At 62.7% G+C, this 20,935-nt stretch carries 21 protein-coding genes; 12 read left to right on the top strand and 9 right to left on the bottom strand.

Annotation, left to right across the window (positions count from 1 at the left end):
* Positions 1 to 9: 9 nt before the first annotated feature.
* The gene (locus CMV14_RS18470; protein WP_066962716.1) at positions 10 to 912 is read right to left on the bottom strand and encodes an iron-containing redox enzyme family protein; all 903 of its coding nucleotides are present in this window, start codon (positions 910 to 912) and stop codon (positions 10 to 12) included.
* 314 nt (positions 913 to 1,226) lie between these two features.
* Here CMV14_RS18470 and CMV14_RS18465 point away from each other — a divergent pair, with 314 nt between their 5' ends.
* The gene (locus CMV14_RS18465; protein ID WP_238147084.1) at positions 1,227 to 1,583 is read left to right on the top strand and encodes a DUF3617 domain-containing protein; all 357 of its coding nucleotides are present in this window, start codon (positions 1,227 to 1,229) and stop codon (positions 1,581 to 1,583) included.
* 58 nt (positions 1,584 to 1,641) lie between these two features.
* On the opposite strand, the gene CMV14_RS18460 is transcribed toward CMV14_RS18465, so the two are convergent.
* The gene (locus CMV14_RS18460; RefSeq protein ID WP_066962557.1) at positions 1,642 to 3,357 is read right to left on the bottom strand and encodes an ATP-binding protein; all 1,716 of its coding nucleotides are present in this window, start codon (positions 3,355 to 3,357) and stop codon (positions 1,642 to 1,644) included.
* Between the two features lie 232 nt (positions 3,358 to 3,589).
* On the opposite strand from CMV14_RS18460, the gene CMV14_RS18455 reads away from it, so the two are divergent.
* From CMV14_RS18455 to CMV14_RS26530, 4 genes are all read left to right on the top strand, one after another.
* Positions 3,590 to 4,009, top strand: a complete 420-nt coding sequence (locus CMV14_RS18455; protein WP_066962562.1) for a secondary thiamine-phosphate synthase enzyme YjbQ — start codon at positions 3,590 to 3,592, stop codon at positions 4,007 to 4,009.
* Position 4,010: 1 nt separating this feature from the next.
* Positions 4,011 to 4,475: an NUDIX hydrolase gene (locus CMV14_RS18450; RefSeq protein ID WP_066962565.1), complete on the top strand. Its 465-nt coding sequence runs from the start codon at positions 4,011 to 4,013 to the stop codon at positions 4,473 to 4,475.
* A 96-nt stretch (positions 4,476 to 4,571) separates the two neighbouring features.
* Positions 4,572 to 5,342, top strand: a complete 771-nt coding sequence (locus CMV14_RS26535; RefSeq protein ID WP_153046166.1) for a hypothetical protein — start codon at positions 4,572 to 4,574, stop codon at positions 5,340 to 5,342.
* Positions 5,339 to 5,662: a hypothetical protein gene (locus CMV14_RS26530; protein WP_139114704.1), complete on the top strand. Its 324-nt coding sequence runs from the start codon at positions 5,339 to 5,341 to the stop codon at positions 5,660 to 5,662. Before CMV14_RS26535 ends, CMV14_RS26530 begins: the two co-directional genes overlap by 4 nt.
* Before the next feature lie 186 nt (positions 5,663 to 5,848).
* Here CMV14_RS26530 and CMV14_RS18445 read toward each other — a convergent pair whose 3' ends face one another.
* Positions 5,849 to 7,741: a hybrid sensor histidine kinase/response regulator gene (locus CMV14_RS18445; protein ID WP_066962568.1), complete on the bottom strand. Its 1,893-nt coding sequence runs from the start codon at positions 7,739 to 7,741 to the stop codon at positions 5,849 to 5,851.
* A 287-nt stretch (positions 7,742 to 8,028) separates the two neighbouring features.
* On the opposite strand from CMV14_RS18445, the gene CMV14_RS18435 reads away from it, so the two are divergent.
* The 5 genes from CMV14_RS18435 (at position 8,029) to proC (ending at position 11,066) form a co-directional block, all read left to right on the top strand.
* Positions 8,029 to 8,790: a TlyA family RNA methyltransferase gene (locus CMV14_RS18435; protein WP_066962571.1), complete on the top strand. Its 762-nt coding sequence runs from the start codon at positions 8,029 to 8,031 to the stop codon at positions 8,788 to 8,790.
* Complete coding sequence (locus tag CMV14_RS18430) at positions 8,780 to 9,349, top strand: TspO/MBR family protein (RefSeq protein ID WP_066962574.1); 570 nt, start codon at positions 8,780 to 8,782, stop codon at positions 9,347 to 9,349. The genes CMV14_RS18435 and CMV14_RS18430 overlap by 11 nt, the downstream gene beginning before the upstream one ends.
* Before the next feature lie 14 nt (positions 9,350 to 9,363).
* Positions 9,364 to 9,621, top strand: coding sequence for an accessory factor UbiK family protein (locus tag CMV14_RS18425; protein ID WP_066962577.1), 258 nt, complete (start codon positions 9,364 to 9,366; stop codon positions 9,619 to 9,621).
* A gap of 121 nt (positions 9,622 to 9,742) precedes the next feature.
* Positions 9,743 to 10,255 carry a type III secretion system chaperone family protein gene (locus CMV14_RS18420; protein ID WP_066962580.1) on the top strand — a complete coding sequence of 171 codons (513 nt, stop codon included), beginning with the start codon at positions 9,743 to 9,745 and terminating at the stop codon, positions 10,253 to 10,255.
* Between the two features lie 4 nt (positions 10,256 to 10,259).
* Positions 10,260 to 11,066 carry a pyrroline-5-carboxylate reductase gene (gene proC, locus CMV14_RS18415; protein WP_066962583.1) on the top strand — a complete coding sequence of 269 codons (807 nt, stop codon included), beginning with the start codon at positions 10,260 to 10,262 and terminating at the stop codon, positions 11,064 to 11,066.
* A 99-nt stretch (positions 11,067 to 11,165) separates the two neighbouring features.
* On the opposite strand, the gene CMV14_RS18410 is transcribed toward proC, so the two are convergent.
* From CMV14_RS18410 to purB, 3 genes are read right to left on the bottom strand one after another with little or no spacing between them, the layout of a single operon-like run.
* On the bottom strand, positions 11,166 to 12,038 hold the full coding sequence (locus CMV14_RS18410; protein WP_066962586.1) for a sulfotransferase family protein: 873 nt from the start codon (positions 12,036 to 12,038) through the stop codon (positions 11,166 to 11,168).
* On the bottom strand, positions 12,035 to 13,030 hold the full coding sequence (locus CMV14_RS18405) for a glycosyltransferase family 2 protein (protein ID WP_066962589.1): 996 nt from the start codon (positions 13,028 to 13,030) through the stop codon (positions 12,035 to 12,037). Before CMV14_RS18405 ends, CMV14_RS18410 begins: the two co-directional genes overlap by 4 nt.
* A 52-nt stretch (positions 13,031 to 13,082) precedes the next feature.
* A complete protein-coding gene (gene purB / locus CMV14_RS18400; RefSeq protein ID WP_066962592.1) occupies positions 13,083 to 14,381 on the bottom strand; it encodes an adenylosuccinate lyase in 1,299 nt (432 codons plus the stop codon).
* 280 nt (positions 14,382 to 14,661) lie between these two features.
* Here purB and CMV14_RS18395 point away from each other — a divergent pair, with 280 nt between their 5' ends.
* Positions 14,662 to 15,252: a hypothetical protein gene (locus CMV14_RS18395; protein WP_066962595.1), complete on the top strand. Its 591-nt coding sequence runs from the start codon at positions 14,662 to 14,664 to the stop codon at positions 15,250 to 15,252.
* A 48-nt stretch (positions 15,253 to 15,300) separates the two neighbouring features.
* Here CMV14_RS18395 and CMV14_RS27515 read toward each other — a convergent pair whose 3' ends face one another.
* The 3 genes from CMV14_RS27515 to CMV14_RS18380 form a co-directional block, all read right to left on the bottom strand.
* On the bottom strand, positions 15,301 to 15,582 hold the full coding sequence (locus CMV14_RS27515) for a JAB domain-containing protein (protein WP_083215822.1): 282 nt from the start codon (positions 15,580 to 15,582) through the stop codon (positions 15,301 to 15,303).
* Positions 15,583 to 15,705: 123 nt separating this feature from the next.
* A complete protein-coding gene (locus CMV14_RS18385) occupies positions 15,706 to 18,390 on the bottom strand; it encodes a UvrD-helicase domain-containing protein (RefSeq protein WP_066962598.1) in 2,685 nt (894 codons plus the stop codon).
* Positions 18,391 to 18,591: 201 nt separating this feature from the next.
* The gene (locus CMV14_RS18380; RefSeq protein WP_083215823.1) at positions 18,592 to 19,233 is read right to left on the bottom strand and encodes a Fic family protein; all 642 of its coding nucleotides are present in this window, start codon (positions 19,231 to 19,233) and stop codon (positions 18,592 to 18,594) included.
* 192 nt (positions 19,234 to 19,425) lie between these two features.
* Here CMV14_RS18380 and CMV14_RS18375 point away from each other — a divergent pair, with 192 nt between their 5' ends.
* The gene (locus CMV14_RS18375) at positions 19,426 to 20,919 is read left to right on the top strand and encodes a recombinase family protein (RefSeq protein ID WP_066962604.1); all 1,494 of its coding nucleotides are present in this window, start codon (positions 19,426 to 19,428) and stop codon (positions 20,917 to 20,919) included.
* Positions 20,920 to 20,935: the final 16 nt, after the last annotated feature.

Raw genomic sequence — 20,935 nt, 5'->3', positions numbered from 1 at the left:
AGGGGGCGATCAACGGTCCGCCCAGAGATGTTTACGGTATCGGTCGAAACAGCGCGCGCCGCAGCGCAGCCGGACGAGCGCGCCCTCTGCAATGGCCGTGGCACGACGCGGATCCTCCGTAACAAGCGGGTGCAGCGCTTCACGATTCCAATCGGCACTGTGCTTGACATCCAGCACGGCGTGGAGATCGAAATAGCGGCGCTCCCTATCCGACAGGCCGATGCGGCGCAGGCCCTTTGCGACCATTGCCGAGCGGCCCGGCGCGGTCAACTCGATCACGCCGAGCGCACCGACCGAATGCCAGGCTAGATCTCGATGCGTCGCCATCGCCGTCATCGCATTGGCGAGCGCGAGGCTCTGCCAGACGGTGTTTTCGATGGACGGATCAACCGCAAGCGTCTCGACAAGAGTGTCGAGCATCGGCCCATGCATTCCGGCACGTGTACCGCGCCCCATCTCGTCCCAATAGTTGCGGGCGAGTTCCAGCTTGGCGGGAACGGGTAGCTTGACCTGGGTGTAGGCGACGAGATCGTCAAAGCCGGCTTCGCCCGCCGCTTCCTGTTCGAAGAACCAGCGCAGCTCGTCGCGGGTTGCCTGCTCGGCCAGCCAAGGAAAAAGCGGATCGCCCTGGCCGGGGCCGACGTGTTTGAGATTCTCGAACCACGCTATGAAGCCGTCGGGATCGGTAGGCACCGCGGCCGCCTCGTTTGCGATTTCGGCCCGTAGCTCATCCAGAAAGGCGCGTTCGAGGCGAACCATACGGGCATCGCGCTCGAAGCGGCGGGCCCAATCCTCATCGGGAAGACGGGGCGCAAGGCGTTCGCGATTCCAGTGGGCCAAGCCCCGCTGGAAACTGTCGGTTAGAAATTGCGAGCGTCGCTCACGCTCCTCGATCCTGAATCGGGTCGCCATCATTCATCCTGCTGTTAGACTATTATACGGGCAGAACGAAAGCCACGCGGGCAGGGTTCCGACCGAATTGACTGATCTGGATCAGGTATCAGGGCGCGAACAAGGGGTGCCGGCGATCCTCGCCGCTCCGGCATAGGCGGCGTGCAATGCCGACGTCGTTTCGCCCGCTTTCCAAGTGCTGCTCGATGCGGCACAGTGGCGGCGGGGGCAGGGAGAGTCATATGCGATTTTCGAACTGTCTGTGCGTTGCCTTGCTGTTGCCGCTTCCCCACCTAGCCCAAGCGCAGGTCCAGCCGGGGTTGTGGGAGTCCTCTGTGACGGTCCAGTCGATCGACATGCCGGGCGCGCCGCCGCAGATGGCGGCGATGATGAAAGGGAAGACAACGAAGCAGAGCTACTGCATCACCCCCGAGCAGGCCAAGCAGGGGCCGCAGGAGATGCTGAAGCAGAACCCTTCCTGTCGTTTCACCAAATATTCCATGCTGGGCGGACGAATATCGACCGAGATGAGCTGCCAGCAGAATGGCGGGACGATGACCGCACGGGCGAACGGCAGCTATTCGCCGACCTCGTTCAACATCACGTCGAGCGCGACGATGACCGGCCGGATGAGCATGAAGATGACGTCCACCAGCACCGGGCGGCGGATCGGGGCCTGCCCAGGGAAATAGAGCCGCGTGCTTTAGGAGAAGGAGAAATCGGCCTTCTCGGAGGGCTTGCGACCCGCATTCAGGCCATGATCTTCTCACGCGCGGCGGCGATGCCGGCGCTGAGGTGGGCCCGGCGGAAGGGCTTGGAGACGCGGACGACGTCGGGGGCCAGCAGGTCGACGCCTTGATAGCCCGAGATGATCATCACCGGCAGGCCGGGGCGTTCCTCCCGCAGGCGCAGTACAAGCTCGGCTCCGGTCATTCCCGGCATCAGATGGTCGGTGATGACAATCGCCGGATCGAGGCCGTCATCGAGCTGGTCGAGCGCCTCGATCGCGCTGCCCGCTTCGACGGTGTCATAACCCAGGGCATTGAGCATCGATGCGGTAGCGGTGCGCACCCGGCTCTCGTCGTCCACGACCAGCACCGTCCCGGGTGGCGCATCGTCCTCCGGCGCGGGTTGCACCGGCGCTGGGGTAGCAGCCTTTTCGCGTGCGACCGGCAGCCAGAAGATGACCGTGGTTCCGGTAGCGGGAGTGCTGTGGATCTCCAACGTGCCGCCGAGCTGGGCCACGAGCCCGTCGACCATCGAAAGGCCGAGGCCCGTGCCCTGGCCCATATCCTTGGTGCTGAAGAACGGCTCGACCGCGCGGGCGAGGGTCGCCTTGTCCATGCCGGTGCCGTCGTCGCGGACGATCACGCGCACATAATCGCCACGGGCGAGCGTCTCGGGACGGCTGGAAGCCTCGCCACGATCGGCCAAGATCGACAGGATCCCGCCCTCCGGCATCGCGTCCCGCGCATTGACCGCGAGGTTGAGCAGCGCCATTTCCAGCTGATGCCGGTCACCCATCGCCTGCGGCAGATCGGAGGCGACATCGAAGCTGAGCGCGATGCGGGGGCCGAGCGAACTGGCCAGCAGATTACGCATGCCGAGGATGAGATCGCGCAGATCGACCGGGCTCGGCGCGAGCGGCTGGCGCCGGGCGAAGGCGAGCAGGCGCTGGACAAGCAGCCGGGCGCGCTCCGCCGCATCCATCGCGACGTTGACACTGCGCAACACACCGTCGGTGATCGTCTGGCGCGCCAGGATGAGGTCGAGGCTGCCCATGATCGGCGTCAGCAGATTGTTGAAATCATGGGCGACATGGCCGGTGAGCTGGCCGATCGTCTCCATCTTCTGGGATTGGCGGGCCATTTCCTGGGTGCGCTCCAGCTGGGCGGTGCGCTCCACAACGCGGGCTTCCAGTGCCCCGTTGAGTTCGGTCAGCGAAGCCAGAAGGCGGCTATTCTCGAGCGCGGTGGTCGCGGCGCGGCTGAGCGTGTGCAGCAGGGCGACCGCCGCGGCGCTGGGCGTGCCGGTATCAGACCAATAGGCCCCGATCGCGGCGACCGCCTCCGGAGCGCCGATCGGGATCATTGCCATGCTGCGCACGAATGTAGGTTCATAAGCGGCGTGGGGCACGCGCGGATCGGCCATCACGTCCGGGATCAGGACGACTTTCCGATCGCGCATCGCAATGCCGGATATGCAGCTGTCGCGGGGGAAGCGCAGGCCGACCCACAGCGGCGCCTTGGCGTCTTCGGCGACATAATGGCATTGACCATTGTCCCTAAGAACCACGGTGATCCCGTCGGCGCCGGCGATGCGGCGCGCCGAGCTGCGCAATATCTCGACGATGTCCTCAAGCGAGCGGGCGCTGCCCAGCTGTTCGATAGCACTGGCCAGAAGCGACCAGCGTTCCGCCAGCAATGCCGGCGCATTGATGTCGTCCATCGCCCTGGATGCGTCCATCCGAGACCCCCTACGCAACCTTCTACCCGTGGCCAAATATCCTGAAATATCTGACGCATACCATAAGGGCTTGTACCGATCCTCTGGCCACCCGAGGGGAAACCTAACCCATGTGGGGCGTTAGTGCGAGCCCCGTCGTGACGCGTATCCGGATATGACGCTACGGCTTGTAAACTCGACAAGCGCGCGTCGGTGGCGGAAAGGCGCGTATGAACAGGGTGGAGCAAACGGCATGCGCCAGGCGCAGACGATGGTCGAGATCGATACCCGGGGACAGGGACTGTCGGAGATCACCAGCCAAGTTGTGCGCTGGGTCTCGGAGCAGAATATGCGCGATGGGCTGCTGACGCTGTTCTGCCGGCACACATCGGCATCGCTGCTGATCCAGGAGAATGCGGCGCCCGAGGTGCGCGGCGACATCGAGCGCTATTTCGCGCGGATCGCCCCCGAGGACCCGGCGGCCTATGCGCATGATGACGAAGGACCCGACGACATGCCAGCGCATCTGCGCGCGGCGCTGACCCAGGTGCAGCTTTCCATCCCGCTGATCGGCGGACGGCTGGCGCTGGGGACGTGGCAGGGCATCTATCTGTTCGAGCACCGCCGCCGGCCGCATCAGCGCACGATCGCGCTCCACCTGCTGGGGGAATAGGATGCCCGCCCCGCGCAGTGCCGGACTGCTGATATGGCGGGTGTGCGAGGGCGCGATGGAGGTGCTGCTCGTCCATCCGGGCGGGCCCTATTGGCGCAACAAGGATGCCGGTGCATGGCAGATTCCCAAGGGGATGATCGAGCCCGGCGAGGATGCGGCGAGCGCGGCGCTGCGCGAGGCGCAGGAGGAACTGGGTGCGGCGCTGGAGGGCGCGCTGGTGCCGCTGGGCGAGATCAGGCAGGCGGGCGGCAAGATCGTCGAGGCATTCGCGATCGAAGCGGACATCGACGCGGCGGCGATCCGCAGTAATATGTTCGAGATGGAGTGGCCCCCGAAAAGCGGACGGATGCAGAGATTTCCCGAGGTGGATGCGGCGCGTTGGTTCGGGGTGGAAGAGGCGCGAGAGATGATGCTGGCGAGCCAGCTTCCGCTGATAGAGAGAGTGCTTGCCATCCGTAAGCCGTAATTTTAATGTTCTCTTTTTGTTCTTAACATTTTGCGGTTTTTTTGCTATGGTCGTCCTCGATCGATGGGCGGTCACGAAAAGGCGGGAGTTTTGTCGGTGGGCGATAGGGAAGGATGGTCGGATCGGGGTGGCTTGTTAGGGCGAGGTCTTCTCGTGGAGGGCGATACGCCGGGAAGCTATAAGTCGACTATCGGCAGAAATGATCATGACGAGCGCTCCGATTTCGTACGTTGGGTGCGGGAGAGCCCATCTGCTCAGCGCCGCATTGCGGCTGGCGATGCCGGTTTTATTCAATGGGCTCGCGAAAGATCGAAGCCTGTTGCACCACGAGAGCCCGAGTTGGTACGCTTGTTTCGGGAAAGCAAGAAATCGGCTACCAGTGCGTCGCCTGCTCATGTGAAAATGGAGCGGAAGATGCCTGACCAGTCTGGTGGCCTCGCGGAAACAGTGGTCGACATGGCCGGCAAGGTGTGGAATTCGCCAAATACAGCCATAGGGCTAGCTGCGGCGTTGCCATCTTATGTCGCGGGCAAGGTTATGGGAACGGATCCGAAATTTCGATTTGGGAACAACGCGCTCCAGTTGCTCAACTCGCCCTTAAACATCGATGGTCGCGCTTATACTGTAGGTAACATACAGATCTATGCACCCGGATATGGACCGGAAAGGGACAATCCGGATTCCTACACGGGCCAGCAGGTCAATAATGGTTTGCATGAAGAGGGGCATACTTATCAGGGACAAGTTCTGGGCCCTCTTTATATTCCGCTAGAAATTGCGGGAACATATTTGGGAGATGATAATCCCTTTGACATCGATGCCGATAATTATGCGGTCAGAAAGCAAAAAGAAAGGGCGGCAAGATGAGAGCTATAATTCTTCTTGCCGGATGTCTTATGGTTGCCGCCTGTTCCAGGGAGTTGAAGACAAAAATCAATAATGCCGTAGGTTTTGATGTGGAAGTTCAAGTGTTGGTGAAGGGGCATGCATACGATCCTGAAATTGTTAAACCGTTGGATCATATGGATGTCGTTGAACCAATTGAAGATATTATTTCAGTAAATTATCAGTATAATGGAAGTAAATGCAGAATAGACGAGGTGGAGATTCGTAAAATATCATACCCTACACGGGGAGGGATTTTTATGGGAAGTGATCACAAAACCGTCGATTTGAGAAAATGCTGACGACGAATTGTCACAATGATTGGGTTGTATATTTGCCGGATTTAAAAAGACCTGCGATTATTTGCAGGAAAATGAAAAGACGAGCGACCCTGAGCCAGCGATATCATTCCCCCTTTCGTGGGAATGACGAGAATGGACCAACGGATGAGATGTCCAAGACGTGGTTCAGGCGGAAGTGCCCCTGAATCAATCCGCCAGCGCCAGGGAGATCGCCGCTGTGAGCGATTCCGCACCATAGGGTTTCTGGACGATGTGGAAGCCCGCCGCCTCGCCGCCCGCGACTTCGCGGCTATAGCCGGTGGCGAGGAGGACTCGCTGGGCGGGCTTGGTGTCGCGCAGGCGGCGAGCGAGATCGAGGCCACTCATTCCCGGCATGACGATGTCGGAGAAGACCAGATCGAACCGGCGCCGTTCGAGCAGATCGAGCGCGGTCTCGGCATTTTCGGCCTCGGTGACATCGGCGCGCAGTTCCCCCAGCATCGCGCGGGCAAACTGGCGAACATTGTCGTTGTCCTCCACCAGAAGCACATCGAGCCGTTTCCAATTGGCGATGGCTGAGCGAGCCGCCGCACCGAGATCCGGCACTTTATCGGTACGCGGCAGCAGCAGGCTGACGGTGGTTCCGCCGCCTGGGACAGATTCGATCCGGGCCCGGCCGCCGGTCTGAGCCGCAAAGCCGTGGATCTGGCTGAGCCCGAGACCTGTGCCCTTGCCGACCGGCTTGGTGGTGAAGAACGGCTCGAACACCCGTTCGAGTATGTCCGGCGCGATGCCTTCCCCGGTATCGCGAAGCGCGATGCACACCGCGTCCTCATCGGCTACATTCTGGGCCGAAATTGTTAGAGAGCCGCCATCGGGCATCGCGTCACGGGCATTGAAAGCGGCGTTGAGCAGCGCGGTTTCCAGCTCCGCTGCGTCGGCCTCAATCGGCCAGAGATCGGGAGCAAGCTCGAGCTTCACCTCGATCAGGCTGCCTAGCGTGCGCGAAAGAACCTCTCCAAAGGCATCAAGCCGGCTGCCGAGGTCGAGCACCTCCGGCCGAAGCGCCTGGCGGCGGCCGAAGGCGAGCAGCTTGGCGGTGAGGGCGGTGGCCTTGTCGGCCGTTTCGGTGATCGCGCGGACATAGCGGCGGCGCTTTTCCGGGACCAGTTCCTCCTTCTGGAGCAACTCGGCGGAGCCGCGGATAACCGTCATCAGGTTGTTGAAATCATGCGCGATGCCGCCGGTGAGTTCCCCCAGCGCCTGCATCTTCTGCGACTGGAAGAGCGCGGCGCGGGCCTGCTCCAGCTCCTCCTGGGCGCGCTTTTTCTCGGTGATGTCGCGCGTGATCTTGGCGAAGCCGATCAGCCTGCCCTGCTCGTCATGGATCGGATCGATCACGACATGAGCCCAGAAACGCGTGCCGCCCTTGCGCACCCGCTCTGCTTCCCGTTCGTAGCGCCCTTCGCGCAGGGCCGTTTCGAGCGCCCGGCCGGGTTCGCCGCGAATGCGATCCTCCTCTGTATAGAAGCGCGAGAAATGCTCCCCGACGATCTCGTCGGCGCGGTAGCCCTTGATCGCTTCCGCGCCGGCATTCCAGTTTGTCACCCTGCCATCGAGATCGAGCATGTAGATCGCATAATCGCGCACGCCCTGAACGAGCATGCGAAAGCGCTGTTCGGCCGCGTAGAGCGCGCGTTCGGTCGCGCGTCGTTCGGTGATATCTCGGGTGATCTTGGCGAAGCCGATCAGGGTGCCGTCATCGGCGACGATGGGATCCACGACGACATGAACCCAGATGAGGCTGCCGTCCTTGCGGATGCGCAGACCCTCGCCCTCATAACGGCCTTCTTCCCGCGCGGTACGCAGGATCGTTTCCGGCATCCCCGCGGTGCGGTCCTCCGACGTGAAGAACCGGGAGAAATGCTGGCCGACGATCTCGTCCGCCTCATAGCCCTTGAACCGGCGGGCGCCCGAATTCCAGGTGACAATGCGCCCGGAGGGATCGAGCATGTAGACCGCATAATCGCTGATCGCGTTGACGAGCAACTGGTAGCGCTGCTCCCCCGCCTGTGCCTCCAATGTCGATCGGTCGTTCATTCGTCTTCTAAAGCCCGCCCCGGCAGATTCGCCCCCAATCGGCCATTAACCTTCGCAAGGATAGGCGGTTCCATGAGCGCATCAAGCATTTGCAGTTAGGGCACGGCACTCGGGCTGCCTGATCGATGGAGCATCCTCCATCGCAGTGCATTTGTTCATTTTTTGTTCTCGACATTTGTTCCCTGCTGGGATAGGCGGAAATTCATGTTGGTAGAGCATCTCGTTTACACCGAGAGGGTCGGCGGTTCGAGCCCGTCACCGCCCACCATTTTTCCGAAGAGTCCCTGATGGCGGCTGGTGTCCGTGTCGATCAGTTGCTGGTGGATCGCGGGCTGGCCGAGAGCCGGGCGCGGGCGCAGGCGCTGATCCTGGCGGGGCTGGTGTTTTCTGGCGAGCGCAAGATCGAGAAGGCCGGGCAGGGCATGAAGGCCGATGCGCCGATCGAGGTGCGGGGGCGGGATCACCCATGGGTCTCGCGGGGCGGGATCAAGCTGGCCCACGGGTTGCAACATTTTGGCTGGGACGTGCAGGGCGTGGTCGCCATCGATGTGGGGTCATCGACCGGGGGCTTTACCGACGTGCTGCTCACTCATGGCGCGGCACGGGTTTATGCGGTTGATTCCGGGACCAACCAGCTTGCCTGGAAATTGCGCAGCGATCCGCGTGTCGTCGTCCTAGAACAGACCAATGCCCGCTATCTGACGCCTGCCGAAATCCCGGAACCGATCGATCTGGTCGTGTGCGATGCGAGTTTCATCTCGCTGACGAAGGTGCTGGTGGCGCCGCTCGGCTTCGTTCGGCCCGGCGGCAGGCTGGTTGCCCTGATCAAGCCGCAATTCGAAGCGGGGCGGGAAGAGGTCGGCAAGGGAGGTGTGGTTCGGGATCCCGCGGTGCATGAGCGAGTTTGTGCGGAGGTGACGCGCTGGATAGAGGAGCAGGGCTGGCGGAGCGCGGGAATCACGACCAGTCCGATCACAGGGCCGGAGGGCAATGTGGAATTCCTGATCGGCGCGGTGAGCGGCGAGACGGAGGGAACCGATGGACGATAGTGGATCGAAGGCTTCGCGCGGATGGATCCGCTGGGTGGTGATCACCGTCCCCGTCATCCTGCTGCTCGGGATGCTGTCCGCAAGGCTGGGTGATTCGGGCTATGGCAATCTCTGGTTCGACCGGCTGGCCAAGCCGGCGCTGATGCCGCCCGGCTGGGTTTTCCCCTTTGCCTGGTCGATCCTCTACATCGTCATGGGGCTCGCCCTGGCCCTGGTCCTGGGCGCGCGCGACACGAAGGGGCGCGGGATCGCGGTGACCCTGTTCCTAGTCCAGCTCGCGCTCAACCTGGCCTGGTCGCCGGTCTTCTTCAAGGAACACCGGATCATGCTGGCGTTCGGCCTGATCATCGCGATGCTGCTATGGGCGGGGGCCGCCACCGCGCTTTTCTGGCGGATTCGGCGCGTTGCCGGGCTGCTGATGTTGCCCTATCTGGCCTGGCTGATGTTCGCGGGTGTCCTCAACTGGCAGATACACAGGCTCAATCCAGACGGAGCGGCCCTTGCGCCGGGGCAGGGGAATACCCAGATCATCATCGAAGAAGCGCCCGTGCGGCCATAGAAGGAATGGGACGAATGCAGTCCGAGAATCGCCTGTTCGACGATTTCGTGAAGATGATGAACGGCGCCGCGGGAACCCTGGCCGGCATGGGTCGCGAGGCCGAATCGGCGTTCAAGGAGCGGGTCAAGGAATGGGTTGGCGGGCTCGATCTCGTCAGCCGTGAGGAGTTCGAAGCCGTCAAGGCAATGGCCGCCGCGGCGCGCGACGAGGTCGAGGCGCTGAAGGCCCGGCTCGACGCTGTGTCTCCGGAGGCCCCCAAAGCCGATAGCTGATCCGCAGCTATCCACAGATATGTGGGCTTTGCGGGTTGAACTGCGCACCTTTCCACGTCACGGAAGAATGGGTAGGGCAGAGCGCGAGCTGATCGTGCCAGGGCAATGGAGTTAGCCCCTGATGAACGTCGACGATTTCGAATCGGCGCGCGATGCAAGCGCCCCCATCGATATGCTCGAACATTATTTCGCCGCGCGCGGATGGGAATATCAGCGCGGGGGCGATGAGGAGATCGTCGCTCAATTCCAGGGCAGCTGGGCGCAATATGAACTCCGCGCCGTATGGCGCGAGGAGGATCGTGTCCTTCAGTTCCTGGCCCTGCCCGATATCCGTGTGACGGCCGACAAGCGCCCCGCGATGTATGAGACGATGGGGCTGATCAACGAGCAGCTCTGGCTCGGCCATTTCGAGATGTGGACCAGCTCCTCGATGGTGCTGTTCCGCCATGCGGCCCTGCTCGACGTGCAGGGCGGGGATGCGGTGCTGAGCCTCGACCAGGCCGAGACGCTGATCGAGACGGCGATCGACGAATGCGAGCGCTTCTATCCGGTGTTCCAGTTCGTGCTGTGGAGCGACAAGACCCCGCAGGAAGCCATCGCCGCCGCGATGATCGAGACCCAAGGCGAAGCCTGAGCCGATGTCCGAGGGCGCATTGTGGCTGGTGGGCGCCGGCAATATGGGCGGCGCGATGCTGCGCGGCTGGCTGGCGGCACCGGGATTGCAGCGACCGATCACCGTCATCGATCCCTTTATCGAGCAGGTGCCGCAGGGCGTGACCCTGCTGCGCGAACTGCCCTCGGGCGACGAGCAGCCGGATATATTGGTGCTCGCGGTCAAGCCGCAGCAGCTCGATGCCGTGCGCGGCGTGTTCGAGCAGAAGACGGGCGCGCCCAGGCTGCTGCTGTCGATCCTGGCCGGCGTGGAGACGGAGACGCTCAGGCAGGCATTTTCCGTGGAGCATAGCGTCCGCGCCATGCCCAATTTGCCGGTGTCGATCGGCGAAGGGGTGACGGCGCTTTATTCGGGCACCGCCGATAATGGCGTGCGGGCCGAGGCGGCCGGGCTGGTCGCGCCGCTCGGGCTGATCGAGTGGATCGATAACGAAGCCCTGTTCGATGCGGTGACCGCGCTTTCGGGCTGCGGGCCGGGCTTCCTGTTCCGCTTCATCGACGCGATGGCCAGCGCCGGCGAGGCGCTGGGGCTTCCGGCCGATCAGGCGATGCGGCTGGCGGTCGCGACGGTGAAGGGATCGGGACTGCTCGCCGCGCAGTCGACCGAAGGCCCGGAGGTCCTGGCGGATCGGGTGGCGAGCCCTGGCGGCAGCACGCGCGAAGGGCTCAATGTTCTCGACGCCGAAGACCGGCTCAAGCATTTGATGCGCGAGACACTGGCGGCGGCGGCGCGGCGCAATGCCGAACTGGCGGCCGCTGCGCGGGCTTCCTAGAGCCTTTCGCGATCCGACTGCATCGGCTCGTCGGCTCTACCTTGTTGTTTTACCGCGATTTCCGAGTCGGCGGATGTTCCCATCTGCCTAGAAATCGCTCTAGGCCCAGCTTAGCGGGCGCTCGCGGACCACGTCCCTGAAACGGGCGCAATCAAGTGGCGTGCCGAGCAGGCGACCGAGGTCGGCCAGGTCGTGATCGAAAATCCCTGTCAGATGCCGGTGAAGGGCGTCGCTCAGCGCCGGCTGTTCGCGCATCTGCCAATGGCGCTTGATACGATTGCGGACCGATCGCGGGACGAGGCGGCGGCGGATGGCCCCGACCAGCGGGTGGTCGACCAGCCGATCGCGCCAGGGGCTGTCGCGCAGCCTTTCCCCTGAGACATTCTGCCGAGCGATGGACTCATCCCACCGCGCTTCCCCTGCATAGCCGATATGGCGACAGGCGCGTTCGAGCTCCTGTTGCGAGGCGATGGCCAGCCGTTCGGCGAAGACCGGCAGGATCGCGTCGCGCCCGAAGGCGGTGATCCACGGGGCGATCTGCATCGCATAGCGGCCGTAGTCGATCAGTTCGGGATGATGCTCGATTGCCGTTTCGATCGGCCCGTCGATTGAGCGTTCGAGCCAGCCATGGCTGTAATGCGAGACAAGGCGTTCGATCGGATGGCGCATCATGTAGATCAGGCGCGCGTCCGGGATCGTGTCGCGTAGCCGGGGCAGGGCATCCGGCAGGGTCGGCAGCTTGGTGTAGTGGGTGCTGGCTTCGCCGCACAGATCGTCGGTGCGGGCGGCTGCGAACAAGCCCTGATACCAGCCCAGCCCTAGCGCCCATCGGTCAGGGTTGCCAAAGAAGTTGGGTTCCTTCGGTGTGGCCATGAAGATCCCCGGTTGCGCCGCGAGTTGCATGTGTAGCGTGCTCGTAGCGGCCTTCATCGCGCCGATGATGACGAAATCGGGCAGGCGAGGCCGGTTCATGCGGCCAACTCGCGCGTTCGGTACATCAACCCCCTCGGGCCGTAATAATGGCAGAGAAAGTCGCGCCACAGCCGGGGCGGTTCCTGGCGGGGCCGGCCGCGCAGGTGAGCGATCACGCTTCCGATCGGAGTCGCCACCAGCCAGAGCAGGTTGGCGAGATGAGTCTTTGCCGCGCCGTGGCGGCGGAGCAGGAAGCGCGCGCGTGAGGCGAACCAGTAGCGCGGGCGCCGGCCGCGCGGCTGCGCCTCCGTAACGCCGGTCGACTGGCCGCCGAGATGCACGATCCGGCTTGCTGGCACGTGCCACGCCTCGAAGCCCGCATCGGCGGCGCGGGCGCAGAAATCGGTTTCCTCGAAATAGAGGAAATAGGCGGGGTCGAGCAGACCGATCCGTTCGAACACCGTGCCCCGCACCATGAGATGCGATCCCGACAGCCACTCGGTGCGGCAAGGCCGTTGCCCGATGGGAAGCACCACGTCGTAATCCGACATCACCCTGCGTATCGGTCCGAAATCGAGCGCGGTGACGAACTCGGTGAGCGGACTGTGGAAGCGGAAGGCGCTGTGCCGGATGCTGCCATCCGGCCGAAGGCAGCGCCCGCCCGCCAGCCCCGCCCCAGGATGATCAGCCAGGAAATCGACGAGCGTATTGAGGGCGCCGGGTTCCGCTTCGGTATCGGGGTTGAGCAGCCAGATGAATTCGGGCCACCGGCCGCCACTCGCATCGCGATACCGGGCGAGCCCGGCATTGTTGCCGCCCGCGAAGCCCAGATTGATGTCGAGCGCCAGCAACGAACAGCAATCGGCGATCTTCAGTCGCTCGATTCCAGCGGCGATCGCCTGCACCGAGCCGTCGTCCGATCCATTGTCGACGATCAGGATGTGTGCATCCCCGCGTGCGCGGATTTCGGGCAGGATTGCCTCCACCGCGCGCATCGTCAGCGCCGCCGTGCGGTAATTGACGATCAGCACCAGGATCGGCGCGGGGCTCATGCCGAACAGATGCCCGGCATTCCCGCTCCTTGCAATCGCTGCGCCCGGCGGATCAGCCGAAGACGCGCGCGAAGATCGTGTCGACGTGCTTCAGATGATAGTCGAGGTCGAACTTCTCCTCGAGCTCGGCAGCGCTGATCGCCGCCGTCACCTGCGGATCGGCCTTCAACAGTTCGAGCAGCGACAGCTGGCCGTCTGATTCCCACACCTTCATCGCGTTGCGCTGGACGATGCGATAGCTGTCCTCGCGGCTGATGCCGGCCTGGGTCAGTGCCAGCAGCACGCGCTGCGAATGGACGAGCCCGCCCATTCGATCGAGATTCTTCTGCATCCGGGCGGGATAGACGAGCAGCTTGTCGATGACGCCGGTGAGGCGGGCGAGGGCAAAATCGAGTGTCACTGTCGCGTCCGGGCCGATCATCCGCTCGACCGACGAATGGCTGATGTCGCGTTCGTGCCATAGCGCGACATTCTCCAGCGCCGGGGTGACATAGCCGCGCACCAGCCGGGCGAGGCCGGTCAGATTCTCGGTCAGCACCGGGTTGCGCTTGTGCGGCATCGCCGACGAACCTTTCTGGCCCGGCGAGAAATATTCCTCCGCCTCCAGCACCTCGGTGCGCTGGAGATGGCGGACCTCGGTGGCCAGCCGCTCGACCGACGAGGCGATCACGCCCAGCACCGCGAAGAACATGGCGTGCCGGTCACGCGGGATCACCTGGGTCGAGACCGGCTCGACGGTCAGCCCCATCTTCTCGGCCACATAGGCCTCCACTCGCGGATCGATATTCGCGAAGGTGCCGACGGCGCCCGAAATCGCGCAGGTCGCGATCTCGGCCCGCGCGGCGATCAGCCGCTCGCGGTTGCGCGCGAACTCGGCATAGGCCTGGGCGAGTTTGAGGCCGAAGGTCACCGGCTCGGCGTGGATGCCGTGGCTCCGGCCGATGGTCGGCGTCATCTTGTGCTCATAGGCGCGGCGCTTGATCGCTTCGAGCAGCTTGTCGAGATCGGCGATCAATATGTCCGATGCACGGGCCAGTTGCACCGCGAGGCAGGTGTCGAGCACGTCCGAGGAGGTCATCCCCTGGTGCATGAAGCGCGCCGGCTCGCCGACATGCTCGGCGACGCTGGTGAGGAAGGCGATCACGTCATGCTTCACTTCAGCCTCGATCTCGTCGATCCGGGCGACATCGAAGCCGCCCTTTTCCCAGATCGCCTTGGCCGCTTCTTTGGGTACGACTTCCAGATCGGCCAGCGCGTCGGTCGCGTGCGCCTCGATCTCGAACCAGATCTGGAATCGCGTTTCCGGCTCCCAGATCTTGACCATCTCGGGGCGGGAATAGCGGGGGATCATGGGCCGTCCTTGCTGCAAGCGGATTTGATGCCGGGGCGCCTAGCAGAGGGGAGGGGGAGGGGCAATCGCGCGGGACAGGTTCATTCCATAGGGCTTCCGTCCGATTTTTTCCGGCGGAACGAGTGTTGGGCCCGCAAACCGCCCGCTTCGTCGAAGATGTGGCCATGCGCATACGTTGCGGTTCCGAATCGGGAAACCCGAGATGCGGTTGTTGGTTTCAATATCATCGGGGCAGCCACTGCTCCCGACAACGCCTCTGATCCAGATCAGGAGAGATGATATGACCAAGCTGATCCTGTTGGGCGGCGCTGCGATGCTCGCCCTGTCCGGTGCGGCTTTCGCGCAGAGCGCCGGCAGCGAGCCCGCGCCCGATACCGCCACCGCATCGCCGCCGCGGGCCGAATCGAGCGCTCCCGCCGACACGGCCGCCGCCGCACCTGCCGCCCCCGATGCCGCGCCCGCCGCAAGCGTAGCGCAGTCGACCGCACCCGCTGCCGACGCGGCGGCCACGACGCCGTCGACGCCTGCCGCCACGGCCAGCACCGAAGGAACGGCTGCGACAACCGCCACGGCTGCTGCGCCTGCCGCGCCCACGGCCACCGCGGACGCAGCTGCCAAGGTCAATGCGGACTGGGCGAAATATGATGAAGGGAACAAGGGCAAGCTCACGGCGCTCGAGTTCGGCACCTGGCTGTTGGCGGCCAAGGGGCAGGACATGACCGCCCAGGTCGAGAAGACCAAGACGAGCAAGAAGTCCAATCTGCCCGCGGTGAAGGTGCTCAACGCCACCGCATCGGACTTTGCCAAGGCCGATACCGACAAGGATCGCGCTATTTCGCCGAATGAACTGGCCGTGTTCCTCTCGGCCTGATCGATCCTTGCCGGACGGAAGGGCGGTCCGTGGGCCGCCCTTTTTCGTTCAAATCAGGCCGCGGCTCCGCAGGCTCGTCTGACCTTGGGCACCGACGACGATATGGTCGTGAATGGTGATGCCCAAGGGCTTCGCGGCGGCGATCAGTTCGCGGGTGAGGGCAACGTCCTGGCGGCTTGGCTCGGGATCGCCCGACGGATGGTTGTGGATCATCCGACGGCGTAATCTATCCTTTTGAAATATAAGTCGTTTTTCTGTGTGGCTCCATGGGTGGTGCCGGGAATAGGGAGCGGCATTAAGTGCGCTATCGTGATCGTCACGAGCGATCATCGGCGCGCTCAGTGAATTCCTTTGATGCACGGCTCTGAACCCAATCTCTTGCGCCTTACTCTCCTATCTCACCGATTCGGCGTAGCCGCTTGGGCAGTCCGCGAGCCGGTTCCGGCTAGGTGATCAACCGGGCGATGTCTGTGCCCGAGTTGCGCTACCCTCAGTGCCTCCGTCAAGGGCAGCGGTAGTTTTGCAGGAAGGATAGCCCGAGCAAGCCAGGAACGGTTGATATGCTCCGCTGGAACGAACGACCATTAATCCATCGCCGCAGGTGGGGCAGGATTCTCCAGCAGACATCGAGCGTGCAATTCTCACCCGGTTGGACGGCGCCCCTCCACGGGGACTTTCCACCGAGAGGTTGCGCTTGAAATCGCAGCGCGGGTGGGTGCTGCACGCTTCAAACGGGCCATATTGCCCGTCGTACCGCCTCATCGCACCCTCGCCGCACTTCGGGCACGGGGAAAGCACTCCTCCCTCCGTCTCCACCTCTACCGAGCCGATTCTCGCCAGTTCGCTCAGGAAGCGTGAAGGTGCGTTTGCCTGGGTGTAGATGCGCACCTGGCGACGAGCCCGTGTGAGCGCAACGTAGAAGAGGCGGCGCTCCTCGGCCAAGGGATAGGAATCGGGTTCAGGCATCGCGATTTGAAGGACCGGGTCGTCGGTAATCTGGCTTGGAAAGCCCATCATGCCCTCCACGAGGTTTAGGAGCATCACATAGTCGGCTTCGAGGCCCTTGGAGGAATGGACCGTGCGGTACTCGATACTCAGAAACTCGCCGAAGCGTCGTTGCCATCGTCGCCAGCCAGGGGGTTCGTCACTGTTATAGCGGCCGAGCATCATCACGCTGATGCGGCCGCCGACATCCGTGCTCAGCCGCCCGTCCCGAGCAAAATCGTACATGCTTTGCAGATCCTGCTCGAGCCGTTCCTGCGCCAATGCCGGCGTGTCCGCGGCGAAGGCATGCAGCGCCTTCTTCGCATAGGGATTCGTCGTCTCGACCGTCTTCTTGATCTGCCGGGGGTTGGTCTGAACGAAGGTGCTCGAGGCCTCGCATAACTGCGCGGGACAGCGGAACGTCGTGTTCAGCATGAGCCGGGTCGAATGATCAAATACCTTCTCGAATTCGGTCATGACCGAGATATCGGCCCCTGCGAATCGATTGATGCCCTGCCAGTCGTCGCCAACAACGCATAGATGCGACTCCTCGCCAGCGTTCTTCAGCAGAGCCTTCAGCATGCGTACCTTGGCACGTGAGGTGTCCTGAAATTCATCGGCCAGCACCATCAAATAGGGGCTCGCGAACCGACCGCTCTCAATATGCTCGATCGCCATGAGCAGCATATCGTCGAAGTCGATACAGTCCGCGTCACGAAGCCGGCGTTCCCACTCGTGCGCAATACGTTCGAAGAGCGCCAGGAACCGGGCCGTTCGGTCGGTATGGCCTTGCGCATCCTTGGCGGCGGCGCCCTGGAGTTGCGCGGGGGAGAGACCGTTGCTTTTGACGTGCTGTTGGAAAATCCGGATTGTCGCGGCGAGCTGTTCGGTAGTGATGGGTCGTTGCCCTTTGCCCGGGCGGTCAGGATCATATTGGAGAACGATCCCGCTCCGTTTCAGCTCATTAGCAAGGCTTGCGAAGCCCTCGCCGCGCCTGATCCCATGGGAAGTAGTTTCAAAGAGCCGTGTGCCTTTTTCGGCATGAAGTCCGCGTTTCCAGTGGACACCGCTGACATAATCCCCCCCGAAATGTGCAGGTGCTTGTCCCTTTTCGTCGAGCGCGAAATGCTCGTGATAGAGATTGATCTCCGGGTAGAAAAAATCAGGACGATACTGCCGATGGTGCTCGGTGGCGGTATCATGCTCATAGGGGCGTTCGTATTGGTACTGGACTCCATGATAGAAGAGCCAGTCGGCGATCATCCGCTCCTCTTCGCTTTTGACGATCTCGCCATTGGCGGTGAGAATACCTCGCCGCCCGTCGCGGTGGGCGTTGGGCCGCGCAGGCTCGTTCCATGAACCAATGTCGCGGCCGAAAACTGTACGGAACAGATCCCAGTCGTGACGGAACTTGTCGTCACTGGTCCGCAGATTGTCGATGATCTCGACGATCATGGCCCCATCCCGTCCCGGTTCGGCCCATTCGGCGAGCGAAGGCTTGCGCCCCGTCGCCTTGCCGATCACGCCCAGACCAAAGGCATTGAACGTCTTTACGGTCACGGCATCGATGCCTTCGAACCCTGCCAGCCGCGCCTTGATCCGGGTCTGGAGTTCTTCAGCCACGGCCCGGTTGAAGGCGAGAACGAGTATCTGCTCGGGCGTCACGATGCCTTCGTGGAGGGCATAGCCCACCCGGGCGACCATGGTCGACGTTTTGCCCGACCCCGCCGCAGCCACGATCTGCACCGCATCGTCCATGCAGATGCATCCATCCATCTGGTCGTCGGTGAGCGGGTTTTTCTCGACAGTATCGAAGAAGGGCTTCAGCCGCTCCTTCTGCTTTGCCAGATAGGCGATATTATGCGTGGCAAATTCGGCGAGCAGCTCCTGCTCGACGCGATCGCCTCCCAGCCATGAAAAGGAGATGCTTGAGCGCTTGGGAGGTGGGAAACGAGCGATGATGCGCGATGCCATGCTTTTGGGGATCCAGCGCGAGCGATCGACAGCCGGTTCCCAGCTGGCGCGCCACTGCGCGACCTTGGCAGGAAAATCCTCGCGAGGGCTCGGCGTAGGTCGCGCACTTGGCTGCTTCGCTTTGCCGGTGCCAAAAAGACCACCAGCGAGAAGCGCCGCGCCGATGATCCATTCGATCATGCAACCACCCGTCTGGGGACGTATTGCACCAGTCGCCCTGGGGCATCGGTGAGCGCTACGACTCGTTTGAATTCAATATCGTTTCGCGTTTTCATCTGCCCATATAGCCACGACACCGTTCCAAAGTCGTTATGGCGGTCTTCATGATCGGTGATCTCATGGAAGCTGCGGTCAGATGCCTGAGCACCGGCGTTGTTGAACCTACAGCGATCGATTGTGGGCAATGACCCGATATCGCCCTTTTCGGTGGGAGCCGACGTAGGATATGAGACCAGCCGCCTTGAGCCCGGCAATGTCCCGCCGCGCCGTTTTCACGCTGACTGCCCAAACTGCCGCGATTTCCTGGGCGTCGCTGCGTTTCTCTGCGACTCGATCAAGAAACCAGCGCTGCCGCTCGTTGAGTTCCGCTTGATCAGGGACATTTATAGGGTCACGTTCAGGGACATGATTAGGGTCATTTTTCGGCCTGTGTGCCGCTACGTCCCTTCCAGCGGCCTCGCCGGCAGCATAGGCTTCTCGGGCTCGTGCAACCGAAATGCGATCTACCGGATCGTTCGGCGGGGTCGCCATCGGGCTTTCGATTAGGCCGAGAAAGAAGGCTCTGATAACCGGCGAAGAAACGACGAGACGCAGGAAATACAGTGTGTCCGGCCCGTGCTGCCCGGAGAGCCAGTGTTTGACGGTTCTCTCGCTCGCATCGGTCTGCCGCATGAGCTGTTTGATCGCGCGATGACTATCGCCATGCTCCTTGCGCAGCAACTCGGCGATGGTGCGCGCATAGATTTCACGTCCCCCGAGAACGCCATTCCATAGGGGTAATTTCCTGCCCGTTTTCGGCAACATCTTCCGTTCTCTCCGCAGTTAAGCTGTTTCCGTGCGGAGTGGCGGCAGCGGCCCGTCATGCACTGCGGCGGTAGGTCGCCCGGACCGCCGCAGGCAGTTTCGCGAGGGCGCAATGTGATGACCCGGAGACGTTGGGATGATGATCGGTCAGGGCAGCCCGAACGTGCTCTTCGGGCTGCCGAATACGTCCGCATGTCCACGGATCATCAGAAGTATTCGACGGAAAACCAATCCGACGCGATCAAGCAGTATGCCGAAGCGCGCGGAATCGAGATCGTCAAAACATATGCCGATGCTGGCAAGAGCGGCCTCAAGATCGAGGGTCGCGACGCGCTCAGGCAGCTCATCGACGATGTGCAGTCCGGCAACGCCGATTTCACTTTGGTGGTTGTCTATGACGTCAGCCGCTGGGGGCGCTTTCAGGACGCCGATGAGAGCGCCTACTACGAATATATATGCCGCCGCGCCGGCATCGCCGTGGAGTATTGCGCCGAGCAATTCGACAATGATGGCAGCCCGATCTCTACCATCGTCAAGGGTGTCAAGCGCGCGATGGCCGGCGAATACAGCCGTGAGCTCTCAACCAAGGTGTTCGCGGGTCAGGGCCGGCTGATCGAGAAGGGCTATCGTCAGGGTGGACCGGCGGGCTTCGGCCTGCGGCGGACCCTGATCGACGAGCATGGGGCCACCAAGGGGTTTCTCGCACGAGGTGAGCACAAGAGCATCCAGACCGATCGGGTGATCCTGACGCTCGGCCCCGCCGAGGAAGTCGAGCTGGTCCGCGAGATCTATCGGGCATTCGTCCATCAGGGATACAGCGAGAGCGAGATTGCGTGCGATCTCAACAGACGGGGCATTTCCACCGATCTCGGGCGGTCCTGGACGAGGGGAACCGTCCATCAGATTCTTATCAATGAGAAATATGTCGGCGACAACGTATGGAATCGCCGGTCCTTCAAGCTGAAGAAAAAGCGCGTCCAAAATGATCCCGAAATGTGGATCAGGGCGCAGGATGCCTTCGCGGCCGTCGTCGAGCGCGAGCTGTTCGAGGCGGCCAGGACCATCATCGGTGCGCGCTCCTTCCGCCTGAGTGACGAGGAGATGCTGGAATCTCTGAGGAAGCTCTATCAACAAAGGGGTTTGCTCTCCGGCATCGTCATCGACGAATGCGACGGGATGCCGTCCAGCAGCGCCTACAGCGCCCGCTTTGGCAGCCTGCTTCGCGCCTACGGTCTGGTAGGCTTCACGCCGGATCGGGATTACCGCTATGTCGAAATCAACCGCGAGCTGCGAAAGCTCCATCCCGGCATTCTCCGAGAGGTGCTCGACGGATTGCGGGCCACGGGCAGCGATGCCTGGCAGGATATCCAGACCGACCGGGTGATCGTCAACGGCGAGTTCAGCGTCTCCGTGGTGGTGGCCCGCTGCATGGAGACGCCGACGGGGCTCCTTCGATGGAACCTGCGCTTCGATACCTCGCTCACGCCCGACATCACGATCGTCGTGCGGATGGACAGCGCCAATCGCGCACCGCTCGACTACTACCTGTTCCCGCGGATCGAGATGCTCTCCGAAAAGCTGCGGCTCGCGGAGGACAACGCGCTCGGGCTCGACGCCTACCGTTTCGACAGCCTCGACCTTCTCTACGACATCGCGACGCCAATACCGCTTGGGGAGGCCGCCTGATGTCCACTGTTCGACC

It is taken from the genome of Rhizorhabdus dicambivorans, from assembly GCF_002355275.1.
In the GTDB taxonomy this organism is placed as follows: domain Bacteria; phylum Pseudomonadota; class Alphaproteobacteria; order Sphingomonadales; family Sphingomonadaceae; genus Rhizorhabdus; species Rhizorhabdus dicambivorans.
Note: the sequence above shows the minus strand (reverse complement) of the source record. Positions and strands in the feature narration are given on the sequence as shown.

What these genes read in the sequence shown, in the direction of transcription:
- CMV14_RS18380 (WP_083215823.1), bottom strand. Translation starts at nt 19,233, where the DNA reads ATGTTGCCGAAAACGGGCAGGAAATTACCCCTATGGAATGGCGTTCTC.
- CMV14_RS18385 (WP_066962598.1), bottom strand. Translation starts at nt 18,390, where the DNA reads ATGATCGAATGGATCATCGGCGCGGCGCTTCTCGCTGGTGGTCTTTTT.
- CMV14_RS18445 (WP_066962568.1), bottom strand. Translation starts at nt 7,741, where the DNA reads ATGAACGACCGATCGACATTGGAGGCACAGGCGGGGGAGCAGCGCTAC.
- CMV14_RS26530 (WP_139114704.1), top strand. Translation starts at nt 5,339, where the DNA reads ATGAGAGCTATAATTCTTCTTGCCGGATGTCTTATGGTTGCCGCCTGT.
- CMV14_RS18460 (WP_066962557.1), bottom strand. Translation starts at nt 3,357, where the DNA reads ATGGACGCATCCAGGGCGATGGACGACATCAATGCGCCGGCATTGCTG.
- CMV14_RS18395 (WP_066962595.1), top strand. Translation starts at nt 14,662, where the DNA reads ATGACCAAGCTGATCCTGTTGGGCGGCGCTGCGATGCTCGCCCTGTCC.
- CMV14_RS18430 (WP_066962574.1), top strand. Translation starts at nt 8,780, where the DNA reads ATGGACGATAGTGGATCGAAGGCTTCGCGCGGATGGATCCGCTGGGTG.
- CMV14_RS18410 (WP_066962586.1), bottom strand. Translation starts at nt 12,038, where the DNA reads ATGAACCGGCCTCGCCTGCCCGATTTCGTCATCATCGGCGCGATGAAG.
- CMV14_RS27515 (WP_083215822.1), bottom strand. Translation starts at nt 15,582, where the DNA reads ATGATCGCTCGTGACGATCACGATAGCGCACTTAATGCCGCTCCCTAT.
- CMV14_RS18405 (WP_066962589.1), bottom strand. Translation starts at nt 13,030, where the DNA reads ATGAGCCCCGCGCCGATCCTGGTGCTGATCGTCAATTACCGCACGGCG.
- purB (WP_066962592.1), bottom strand. Translation starts at nt 14,381, where the DNA reads ATGATCCCCCGCTATTCCCGCCCCGAGATGGTCAAGATCTGGGAGCCG.
- CMV14_RS18425 (WP_066962577.1), top strand. Translation starts at nt 9,364, where the DNA reads ATGCAGTCCGAGAATCGCCTGTTCGACGATTTCGTGAAGATGATGAAC.
- proC (WP_066962583.1), top strand. Translation starts at nt 10,260, where the DNA reads ATGTCCGAGGGCGCATTGTGGCTGGTGGGCGCCGGCAATATGGGCGGC.
- CMV14_RS18375 (WP_066962604.1), top strand. Translation starts at nt 19,426, where the DNA reads ATGTCCACGGATCATCAGAAGTATTCGACGGAAAACCAATCCGACGCG.
- CMV14_RS18450 (WP_066962565.1), top strand. Translation starts at nt 4,011, where the DNA reads ATGCCCGCCCCGCGCAGTGCCGGACTGCTGATATGGCGGGTGTGCGAG.
- CMV14_RS18470 (WP_066962716.1), bottom strand. Translation starts at nt 912, where the DNA reads ATGGCGACCCGATTCAGGATCGAGGAGCGTGAGCGACGCTCGCAATTT.
- CMV14_RS18420 (WP_066962580.1), top strand. Translation starts at nt 9,743, where the DNA reads ATGAACGTCGACGATTTCGAATCGGCGCGCGATGCAAGCGCCCCCATC.
- CMV14_RS18435 (WP_066962571.1), top strand. Translation starts at nt 8,029, where the DNA reads ATGGCGGCTGGTGTCCGTGTCGATCAGTTGCTGGTGGATCGCGGGCTG.
- CMV14_RS18455 (WP_066962562.1), top strand. Translation starts at nt 3,590, where the DNA reads ATGCGCCAGGCGCAGACGATGGTCGAGATCGATACCCGGGGACAGGGA.